We start from the raw sequence: 7,874 nt of genomic DNA on the forward strand, positions 1-7,874 counted from the left end.
CCTACCTCTCTCGCGCCGGCGCTTCTCAGGCCGACTTCCACATGTCCTCGGCTCGGATCTCCAGCGACGGCAGCACTTCCGCACCGAACGTCGAGGAGTTCGTCCAGTACTGCTGCTGCTGGTTGGCCAGGAAGATGAACGGCGACTCCTCGGCGAACGCGCTCACCAGTCCGGGGTAGACCTGCTTGCGCACCTTCTGGTCGGACTCGAAGGTGAACTTGGCCAGCTCGGAGTCCAGCCGTGGACTCTTGTATCCGGCCAGGTTGAACCCGGACGTCGAGTAACCCAGCAGATAGTAGGTCAGCGCCGGGTCCAGCGACGCGCTGAAGTACGTCATCGCGATGCCGTACTTCTGGGTCGCCATCCGGCCGAAGTACTGGGCCGAGGAAGCCGTGTCGATGTGCAGGTTGATGCCGATCTTGGCCAGCTGCGATTGGAGCACCTGCGCGATGGCCGTGTAGGCGGGCGCCTCCTGCTCGACCAGGACGGTCACGTCGACGTTCTTCACGCCGGCCTGGCTCAGCAGCGACTTGGCCTTGTCCAGATCGGGGCCGCCCTGGTACGGGTTCTGTCCACTGTAGAACGGGTTGGGCGCCGACACCGCCTCCGTCGCCTCGACCGCGGTGCCGAAGAATGCCAGCTTGACGATCTCCGAGCGGTCGATCGCCCAGTTCACGGCTTGGCGGACCCGGATGTCGTTGAACGGCGGGGCGGTCGTGTTCAGCAACATGAGGTAAGGGAAGTATGCGCCCTTGGCGCTGTGCTTCATGCTGCCCGAACCCTGCAGCCCGCCGCTCTGCTGCGCCGGCACGGCCTGGATCCAGTCGAACTGGCCGGTCTGCAGGCCGGTCAGCCGGACCGTGTCGTCGCCGACCGACTGGAACGTCACCTCGTCGAGGTATGGGCGGTCGGACTTGAAGTACTTGTCCCATCTGGACAATGTGACGTGGCTGCCCTTGACCCACTCAGTCAGCTTGTACGGTCCGGTGCCGATCGCGGTCTGCTTCGGGTCACCCGAGCTGATCGCCTTCTCGTTCGTGATATCGACCAGGCTGGCCATCGTCGCTTCCATCGGCCCGTACGGCTTGGCCAGGTGGATACGGCACGTGTGAGGATCGACCACCTCGACGCTGTTGAAGAACGACAGGTACGGGCCGAGTGCCTTCGGCTTCATCCGCTGCACGGTATAAGCGACGTCCTGCGCGGTGAACGGCTCACCGTTCTGGAACACCGCGTTGTCCACCAGGTGGAAGATCCAGGTCTTCTCGTCCTCCTGCTGCCACGACGACGCCAGGTTCGACTTGAACGTGAAGTCGGAATCGACGGTGAGCAGTTCGCTGAAGATGTTCTGATACACCTGGAGCGACGAGTAGAGCTGGCCGTCCGCCGGATCCAGGTTCACCGGGTTGTCCTGGATCGCCAGGATGGCTTTGCCGCCCTTGACGGGCTTGCCGCCTGCCGCGGCCGCCGGCGAGACCGAAGTGGACGTACCGCCCGAGCAGGCATTGAGGATCGGCATCGCGAGTGCCGCCGCTGCCGTCGCGCCCAACCCCTTGAGGAAGGTACGCCGACCGGTTCCGGGCATGACCATGTTCGCCTCCGAATCGGACGGGCCAGAACAATTCCTGGCACAAGTCCTGAAATGGCCGGTCACAAAAGGTGACCGCAAATTGTGTCGCCGACGTGAATATCTCCGACGGTCCGGACAATGGTAGGGAGGAATTTCGGCGAGCCGCCGGATTCCTACTTCGCTTGTGCTGGTCGAACCCTTTTCGGGTTCGGCTGTGCAGGCTTGTTCGCCGTCTTGGCTGCGGGCTGTTTACCGGTGACACCGTCGCCGTTGGCCACGTGCCGGGATCCCTTGGTCGGGGACTCCGGCTGGAACAGCGGATAGCGGTACTCGCGTTTGAGGGATTCGAGTACCACGTCCACCTCGACGTCCCGCACCCCGCGCATACCGCCGACGGTGTACGTGACGAACTCGTAGAGTGCCTCCGTGTCACGGAAAATCGCGTCGCACGTGAGGTCACTGTGGCCGGTGGTGGCCGATACGTAACGCACCTCGGCCAGCGTCGCCAGTGATACCGCGATGGACTCGATCGCGGACGGCTCCACCCGCAGGTGCACCATCACCTCGAACTCGAAGCCCAGCGCGCCGGGTTCAACCATCGCCACGAAGTACAGCCGGTTCGACGCGGCCAGTGCCGTCACGCGGCGGGCGATCGCGGTCTCGCTCAGGCCCAGATCGTGCGACAGGTCGGCGTAACTTCGCCTGCCGTCCTGCCGGAGTGCGTCCAGCAGCCGCATGTCCATCTCGTCCGGCGGGCTGGACTGCTCGGGGCCGAGCGCGGACGGATCCGGTTCCGCGACCGGATGTACCCGCGGCGCAAGGAGTTCACGGCTCCACTGGTCCTTGGTCTTGAACCGCTTGAGCACGATGTCGGTCGTGGTGGACAGTACGGAACCCGTCTGGGGCAGGTCGAACGTCAGCACGTGGCTCAGGTAGCGGTGGTCGGGCGCGATGAGTTCACACATCACGTCCCGACGGCCGGTCAGCAGCGACACGTAGCGGACGTCCTGCCGCTCGGCCAGATAATGGCCGAGCCGGGCCGCTTCACCAGGCACCGTACGGAATTGAAGCAGCACCGGCTGACCGAAACCACAGCGCAGCGGGTCGGGCGCCGCGACCACGATCAGTGATCCGTTCTCCCGGAGGCGTTGCGCGCGGCGGAGTACTGTCGTCTCCGAGACGCCGACGACACCGGCCAGCTGCGACCACGACCCGCGGGGATCGGCCTGCAGGGCCGCGACGATCCGCCGATCGACTTCGTCGAGCCGAGTCGGCGTTGTCACGTCGTTCATAGTGGAACTCTCGCATGATTCCTGCGTGATGTAAAGGTTTTGCGCAGGTCTCCTGCATCTGACCTGAAGGAAACGCGCCCGTAACGTGGCACGGCTCAGCTGGTCGCCAAAGTGAGCACAGTGGACAGCAGAACGTTGGCTCCGCGCTCCACGTCGGCGAAATCGGTGTACTCGGCCGGTGAATGACTCCTGCCGTCCTTGCTGGGTATGAAAATCATGCCCGTCGGCGCGAGATGCGCCATGTTCTGCGAGTCGTGGCCGGCCCCGGACGGCAGGTCGACGTGGCTGAGCCCGAGTTCGCTCGCGCTGTGGCGGATAACGTCCCGGACCGGCTCGGCCAATGGCATCGGGGCGATCGGCTCGTCCGGCCGCCAGGTCACCGAGACGCCGGTCGCGTCGGCGATGCGGCGCGCTACACCGGCGATGCCCCGTTCCAACATGACAAGTCTGGCGGGGTCCGGATCACGGAAGTCCAATGTGACGGCAGCCAGTGCGGGCACGACGTTCGCGCCGCCGGGCTCGACCTGGATCAGCCCGCAGGTGACCACCGAGTCCGGGCCTACCGCCGCGGCGACCTCCGGCAGTTCGATCAGGAACGCCGACGCCGCGAGCAATGCGTCGCTGCGCAACGACATCGGTGTGGTGCCCGCGTGGTCGGCCCGGCCGGCGAACTCCACGACGGCGCCGCCGAGGCCGACGATCGACGTGACCACACCGATGTCGACGCCCGCTGCCTCCAGCTTCGGCCCCTGCTCGATGTGCAGCTCGACGAACGCGTGGACACTGCCCGCCGGGATCCGCGTCCGCGTCGGCGAGCCGTCCGCCCAGGTCCAGCCCGCGAGTGCGTCGACCAGTCGGTCGCCCTCCCGGCCGGTCAACGCCGCGATCTGGTCCGCGGTGTAGCCGTGCGACAGCCCGCGCGAGCCGAGCAGGTGACCGTAGTTGCCCTCCTCGTCAGAGAACACCACGGAGCACACCGGACGGCGCAGCGGGACGCCGGTCTCCGCGAGGCGCCGCACGCATTCCAGTGCCGCGACCGTGCCGAGCGCACCGTCGAACGCGCCGCCGTGCGGCACGGTGTCGATGTGCGAACCGGTCCACACCGGAGGGAGATCGGCGGGGTGCGGGGCCTGCGCGACCATGTTGCCCAACCCGTCCAAGCGCAGGTCGAGACCCGCGGCGACGCAGCGGCTCCAGTACCACTCGCGCGCCCGCGCGTCGGCGGGCGAGAACGCAGTCCTGCCGATGCCGCCGGATTCGAGCGCGCCGATCCCGGCGAGGTCGGCCAGATCCTGACGGAGCCGATCACCGTTCACCCGCAGGGTCATCCGGCGACCGCTACAGCCGGCGCCTGCGGGCGCACGCCGCCTGCACTGGTGGCGACCTGCCTGCCCGCCACGTACACAGCGGCGACCCGCTGAACAGCGGTGATGTCGGCGAGGGGATCGTCCGGCAGCACCACGAAATCGGCGCGGGAACCCGCACCGAGCACACCGACATCCGACAGGCCGAGCAGTTCGCCGCCGCGGCGAGTGGCGGCAACGAGCGCGTCCAGCGGCGGCCAGCCGTGCTCGACCAGCCACACAAGCTCATAGCCGAACAGGCCGTGCATCGAGTCGGTGCCCACCGCGAACCGGATACCGGCGTCGCGCACCTTGTGGACGTTGGCCTCGACGAATCCCCGAGCTTCCATGACCTTCGTGATGATCTGCGGCACGCGGGCGTCACCCTGCTCGATGCCCTCGGGGTGGAACAGGATCGTGTTGGTCTGCACCAGCCACGTGTTGTGCTCAGCCATCGCCGCGATGTTCTGCTCGCTCAGCAGGGCACCGTGCTCGATCGACAGGATGCCGTTGGCCACGGCCAGGTCGACGCCGGGACCACCGTGCGCGTGCGAAGAGACCTTCAGGCCCACTTCGGCCGCCTCGTCCACGATCGCGGCGATCTCCTCGCCGGAATAGTTCGATTCGGCCAGCGCCGAGCCGACGGACGACACCCCGCCGGTGGTGAAGATCTTGATGTGATCCGCACCGCGCTCGGCCCGCTCCCGCACCGCCGCGCGCAGCGGCCCGACACCCGCCACCCCGCCGTTACCGCTGCCGTGCCCGCCCGGCGGGCTCAGCCCCGGACCGGCGACCAGCAGGCGGGGACCGGCGACCTCGCCCCGCGCGATCGCGTCCCGGAACTCGTAGTCGATGTCGTGCGACTCGGTCATGATCCGGGCGGTCGTCACACCGGACTGCAGCATCCGCCGGAGGTTCTCCACTCCGCGGATCGTCTGCCACACGGCGGATTTCGCCAGCTGGCCGTGCTGATCGCCCTCACCGGGGCGGATCGTCACGTGGGTGTGCGCGTCGACGAAACCCGGCACCACCAGGCCACCGCCGAGATCATCGACGAGCACTCCGTCTCCCGCCAATTCCTCGGCGGGGCCGACCGCCAGCACACGGCCCGCGTCGACCAGCACACCGTGGCCGGGCCGCATAGCGGTGCCGTCGAAGACTCCTCGTCCGCCATAGAAGACCGGACCGGAGTCCGAAAGGGATTCTGCCATCGTCAGCTCCTCAGCCGGTCCAGATCAACGTCACGGAAGTCTTGCAGGTATCCAGTGACTGAGCAATACTTCTCGCCAGATGCCTTCGCAAAAGTGGGCTCGGGTGCACTATTCACCCGCCACCGGACATCCCCTTCGATTCGAAGATCAGGAAAGGCGGCACCGTCATGAGCAACGCCGACCCCCAGGAGTTCGCGGTCGAATTCCGCGCCACCCGGTACGACGGCTACCGGTCGTTCTCCTACCTCCGCCCCGGTGACGATTACGAGGAGTTCGCCCTCGCCAAGGAATTCGGCCGCACGCCACTCCACGACATGGCCTTGGACGACCAGGAGATCGAGCGGACCAAGCGACTGATCGACGAGAACATCATCATCAGCCTGCACGACCACCCGCAGATCTTCCCGCACGACATGAACCAGGTCCGTGACTACATCCGGACCGGCCGCGAGCACACTAGCTACGTCGGGCTGTCCCGATCCGGTATGACCGCGGTGTTCGACAACATGATGGACGGGACCGCCTGCGTCACCAGCAAGTTCGGCTGGAAGTGGGACGACATCATCTACGACCTGGGTATGCGCCGGTCGGACCTCGCGCACCAGGACTACGCACGGATCGCCTACGGGCTCGACGACATCACGGCGGCCAAAGAGAACGGCCAGATCGCGATCGTGCTGTCGCTGGAAGCCTCGACTCCGATCGAGAACGAGGTCGACCGCATCGACATCCTGTACGGCTTGGGCATCCGGCAGATGGGCATCGCCTACTCCGAGTCCAACTCTCTCGGCTCCGGGCTGAAGGAAGCCCGCGACGGCGGACTCACCGTGTTCGGAAAGCGGGCCGTGGAGCGGATGAACGCACTCGGCATCGCGATCGACGTGTCCCACTCCGGGGACCAGACCTGCCTGGACACCTTCGAGCACTCCGACCGGCCGGTGCTGATCACTCACGCGGGGGCGCGGTCGATCTGGCCGACGCCGAGGATGAAGCCGGACACGGTGCTCCGCGCGTGCGCCGAAAGCGGTGGCGTCATCGGCCTCGAGGCCGCACCGCACACGTCGCTGTCCCACGACCACCCGAAGCACTCCATCGAGTCCGTGATGGACCACTTCACGTATTGCGTCGACCTGATGGGCATCGAGCACGTGGCGTTCGGCCCCGACACGCTGTACGGCGACCATGTCGGCCTGCACAAGATCTTCGCGGCCAACCTCGGTGTGCACCAGGCGCACAACGGGCCCGCGTACGAGCCGGTGCCGTACGTGTCCGGCCTGGAGAACCCGACGGAGAACTTCTACAACATCGTCGGCTGGCTGGTGAAACACGGCTACAGCGACGAGGACATCATCGCTGTCACCGGCGGGAACATCATGCGGGCACTGGAAAAGATCTGGTGAACCTCGCCGGAGCCGAGCCTGCCCGAAGCCGCCTTCTCCACGAAGAAGTTGCCGGCCCGCCGGGGACCACGCCCGGTGAGCGCCGGTCACGGCGGAGGTGCCCGAAGCGGGGCGCAGGGTAGTCGTCCTCGATCCGCTCGTACGCGCCGTACGATGACATGGACGTCATATGCCACCCGCAGAACCGGGGGGTGGGCTTCCCACTGCTCGGACCGGAGCGGGGAAACGGCAGTACCCGTTCGGTTCGCTCCACGGCGCCGGAGCGAGGCTCGTCATGCGCTCCGACTGGCCGGTGACCACTCCCGACCCGACGGCGGCGATCCACCTGGCGGTCAACCGGTCACTGCCCGATGACGACGCTCCCGCGCGCAACCCGTCCGAAGCCATCGGCCTGAACGAGGCGCTGACGGCGTACACATCCGGCGGGCGTGGGTGACCAGCAGGACGCGGCGGGACAGGTGCCGTCCAGGGCCCTCGCCGACCTGACGGTGTTCGACCATGATCCGTTCGCCGTCTTGCCGACCGAACTGGCGTCCGTACGGGCCGACCTGACCATGGTGGGAAGTGAGGTGTTCTTCAGCCTGCACGGGAACTGAAGCGGTGCGCCGTGCCGGGCACAGGACCGCCCTCGAGACCATGGCCGGATGACAACTGCCCCCGGCCATGGTCTCGAGGGCGGATCACTCCGATCTGTATCAACTAGGGTGACGCAGCGGCGCCGATGATGGGCCGCTGGCCAGATGGACAGGGGACGACGGCGGGACGACCGCACAAGGCACTGCTGGCCGGCGCAGGATCGCCGACGCCGCACGATCCTGGCCCGTGGAGCGCGCTGCTCGACGCCACTGCCGTTACCGTGATCGACGCCGATGCCGCACCGCTTTCCGCCTACTTGGGCGTGTTGGGCATTACCGGGCTCACGGCGTATGCGGGGCATCGACGTGTACTTCGACAACGTCGGCGGCGAGCATCTCGAAGCCGCCATCGACGTGCTGAACCTGCACGGCCGGATCGTGCTGTGCGGGATGATCTCCCAGTACAACACCACCGAGGCGCCG

The 7,874-nt window shown here is 66.9% G+C and carries 7 protein-coding genes and 1 pseudogene; 4 read left to right on the plus strand and 4 right to left on the minus strand.

The annotated features are described in order from the left end of the window. Positions 1-25 precede the first annotated feature (25 nt). From JWQ81_RS09310 to JWQ81_RS09325, 4 genes are all read right to left on the minus strand, one after another. Positions 26-1,591, minus strand: a complete 1,566-nt coding sequence (locus JWQ81_RS09310; RefSeq protein WP_297539641.1) for an ABC transporter substrate-binding protein — start codon at positions 1,589-1,591, stop codon at positions 26-28. A 152-nt stretch (positions 1,592-1,743) separates the two neighbouring features. Further along, a complete protein-coding gene (locus JWQ81_RS09315) occupies positions 1,744-2,862 on the minus strand; it encodes an Lrp/AsnC family transcriptional regulator (protein WP_297539643.1) in 1,119 nt (372 codons plus the stop codon). A 95-nt stretch (positions 2,863-2,957) separates the two neighbouring features. Then, the gene (locus JWQ81_RS09320) at positions 2,958-4,190 is read right to left on the minus strand and encodes a Zn-dependent hydrolase (protein WP_297539644.1); all 1,233 of its coding nucleotides are present in this window, start codon (positions 4,188-4,190) and stop codon (positions 2,958-2,960) included. Beyond that, positions 4,187-5,416 carry an amidohydrolase family protein gene (locus tag JWQ81_RS09325; RefSeq protein WP_297539646.1) on the minus strand — a complete coding sequence of 410 codons (1,230 nt, stop codon included), beginning with the start codon at positions 5,414-5,416 and terminating at the stop codon, positions 4,187-4,189. The genes JWQ81_RS09320 and JWQ81_RS09325 overlap by 4 nt, the downstream gene beginning before the upstream one ends. A gap of 167 nt (positions 5,417-5,583) precedes the next feature. Here JWQ81_RS09325 and JWQ81_RS09330 point away from each other — a divergent pair, with 167 nt between their 5' ends. From JWQ81_RS09330 to JWQ81_RS09345, 4 genes and pseudogenes are all read left to right on the plus strand, one after another. After that, positions 5,584-6,816: a membrane dipeptidase gene (locus JWQ81_RS09330; RefSeq protein WP_297539648.1), complete on the plus strand. Its 1,233-nt coding sequence runs from the start codon at positions 5,584-5,586 to the stop codon at positions 6,814-6,816. Positions 6,817-7,090: 274 nt separating this feature from the next. Further along, positions 7,091-7,252, plus strand: a complete 162-nt coding sequence (locus JWQ81_RS09335; RefSeq protein WP_297539650.1) for a hypothetical protein — start codon at positions 7,091-7,093, stop codon at positions 7,250-7,252. After that, positions 7,245-7,412 (plus strand): hypothetical protein, encoded by a 168-nt coding sequence (locus JWQ81_RS09340; protein WP_297539651.1) that lies wholly within the window; start codon positions 7,245-7,247, stop codon positions 7,410-7,412. Before JWQ81_RS09335 ends, JWQ81_RS09340 begins: the two co-directional genes overlap by 8 nt. Before the next feature lie 233 nt (positions 7,413-7,645). After that, a pseudogene (locus JWQ81_RS09345) lies at positions 7,646-7,874 on the plus strand (hypothetical protein); the annotation flags it as partial.

Origin of the sequence: Amycolatopsis sp. (assembly GCF_025464955.1) — a bacterium.
In the GTDB taxonomy this organism is placed as follows: Bacteria; Actinomycetota; Actinomycetes; order Mycobacteriales; family Pseudonocardiaceae; genus Amycolatopsis.